2 protein-coding genes are annotated in these 2,275 nt (G+C 72.4%); one reads left to right on the top strand and one right to left on the bottom strand.

The annotated features are described in order from the left end of the window. Positions 1 to 20: 20 nt before the first annotated feature. On the top strand, positions 21 to 1,742 hold the full coding sequence (kstD, locus tag FNH04_RS45050) for a 3-oxosteroid 1-dehydrogenase (RefSeq protein ID WP_152792009.1): 1,722 nt from the start codon (positions 21 to 23) through the stop codon (positions 1,740 to 1,742). Positions 1,743 to 1,746: 4 nt separating this feature from the next. Here kstD and FNH04_RS45045 read toward each other — a convergent pair whose 3' ends face one another. Beyond that, the gene (locus tag FNH04_RS45045) at positions 1,747 to 2,196 is read right to left on the bottom strand and encodes a GNAT family N-acetyltransferase (RefSeq protein ID WP_194237034.1); all 450 of its coding nucleotides are present in this window, start codon (positions 2,194 to 2,196) and stop codon (positions 1,747 to 1,749) included. Between the last annotated feature and the right edge of the window lie 79 nt (positions 2,197 to 2,275).

Here is a 2,275-nt window from a genome sequence, read left to right as displayed (position 1 = left end):
CCGTGGGAGCGGGACTCGCCCTGACCCCCGGGCTCCCGCACACCGCCGGTGCCGCCGGTGCCGGCGTCGGCACCGCCGCTGCCCCGCCCCTCCTCGGTACGTACGACGTCGTGGTCGTCGGCTCCGGTGCCGCCGGTATGACGGCCGCGCTCACCGCCGCCAAGGCGGGCCTGAGCTGCATCGTCGTGGAGAAGGCGGCGACGTTCGGCGGCTCGGCGGCCCGGTCCGGCGCGGGCATCTGGCTCCCGAACAACTCCGTCATCCTGGCGGCCGGAGTACCCGACACCCCGGCGAAGGCCGCCACCTACCTCGCGGCCGTGGTCGGCGACGACGTCCCCGCCGACCGCCGGAAGGCGTTCCTCGACCACGGGCCCGCCATGCTCTCCTTCGTCATGGCCAACAGCCCGCTGCGCTTCCGCTGGATGGAGGGATACAGCGACTACTACCCGGAGCTGCCCGGCGGACTGGCCCAGGGCCGTTCCATCGAGCCCGACCAGCTCGACGGGAACATCCTCGGTGCGGAGCTGGCCCGGCTGAACCCGTCGTACATGACCGTCCCCGCCGGCATGGTCGTCTTCAGCGCCGACTACAAGTGGCTCGTCCTGTCCGCGGTCAGCGCGAAGGGGCTCGCCGTGGCCACCGAGTGCCTGGCCCGGGGGACGAAGGCCGCCCTGCTGGGCCAGAAGCCGCTCACCATGGGGCAGTCACTGGCGGCCGGGCTGCGGGCGGGGCTGCGGGCGGCCGGCGTACCCGTGTGGCTCGACACGCCCCTCACCGACCTGTACGGGGAGAACGGCGCCGTCACCGGCGCGGTCGTCACCAGGGACGGCGCCCCCGGACTGCTGCGCGCCCGGCGGGGCGTCATCATCGGCTCGGGGGGCTTCGAGCACAACGCGGCCATGCGCGAGCGGTACCAGAAGCAGCCCATCGGCACCGCGTGGACGGTGGGCGCCAGGGAGAACACCGGCGACGGCATCCGGGCGGGTGAACGGGCGGGCGCCGCCCTGGGCCTGATGGACGACGCCTGGTGGGGCCCGGCGATCCCGCTCCCCGGCCAGCCGTACTTCTGCCTCGCCGAACGCACCCTGCCCGGCGGACTCCTCGTCAACGCCGCCGGAGCGCGCTTCGTCAACGAGGCCGCGCCGTACGGCGATGTCGTCCACACCATGTACGACCGAGACACCCCCACCGCTCCGCACATCCCGGCCTGGCTGGTCGTCGACCAGAACTACCGCAACCGCTACCTGTTCAAGGACGTCGCGCCGACGTTCGTGTTCCCCGACGCCTGGTACGACTCGGGCGCCGTCCACAAGGCGTGGACACTGGACGCCCTCGCCGCCTCGATCCGCGTGCCCGCGGCCGCCCTGCGCACCACCGTCGACCGCTTCAACTCCGCGGCGAGGAACGGCGACGACACCGATTTCGGGCGCGGCGACAGCGCGTACGACCACTACTACACGGACCCCGCCATCGGCCCCAACTCCTGCCTGGCACCGCTGTGGCTGGCCCCGTACTACGCCTTCCGGATCGTTCCGGGCGACCTCGGCACCAAGGGCGGTCTGCTCACCGACGCCCGGGCGCGGGTGCTCCGCCCCGACGGCTCGGTGATCCCCGGCCTGTACGCGGCGGGCAACGCCAGTGCCGCCGTGATGGGCCGCAGTTACGCGGGCGCGGGATCGACGATCGGCCCGGCGATGACGTTCGGGTACATCGCGGCTCGGCATGCCGCGGGCCTGTCCTGACGTCTCACGCCAGCCGCAGATCGATCCAGGGCACCGACTCGCCCTCCAGCAGATAGCGCTCGACCTCCGTGAACCCGTGCTTCAGCGCGAAGGCGAGTCCGTCCGGATTGGACTCCAGTACGACCGTCTCGATCACCCGGGCGCCCAGTTCCCGGGCCCGCTCCAGCCCTCGTACGTACAGCTGCTCGCCGAAGCCCCGCCGCCGGTGCTCGGCGAGCACTCGGGCGATCACCGTGGCCGTGCCCGTCCCGTCCTCGGGCGGCCGGACCGTCGAGCTGCCCACGAGGACACCGTCGAGATACGCGAGCTCCAAGTGGTGGCGTCCGGCGCGCTCGCGGACGTCGTCGAGGGACAAAAAGTGCGTGGGGATGACGGTGTTGTGGACGCGCTGCCAGTCCGCGATGTCCTCGTGTGCGGCATCGCCGTCCACCCGTCTGAGCTGAAGATCCGTCATCACCGCAGCAAATCCGCCCGCGCCACGGACGTCAACCATGTTTTCCGCGCCGTCCCGGACACCCTCCCCGGCCCTCGAG

The organism is Streptomyces phyllanthi (assembly GCF_009377205.1).
Lineage (GTDB): Bacteria > Actinomycetota > Actinomycetes > Streptomycetales > Streptomycetaceae > Streptomyces > Streptomyces phyllanthi.
This window is presented reverse-complemented; position numbering and strand designations above follow the sequence as displayed.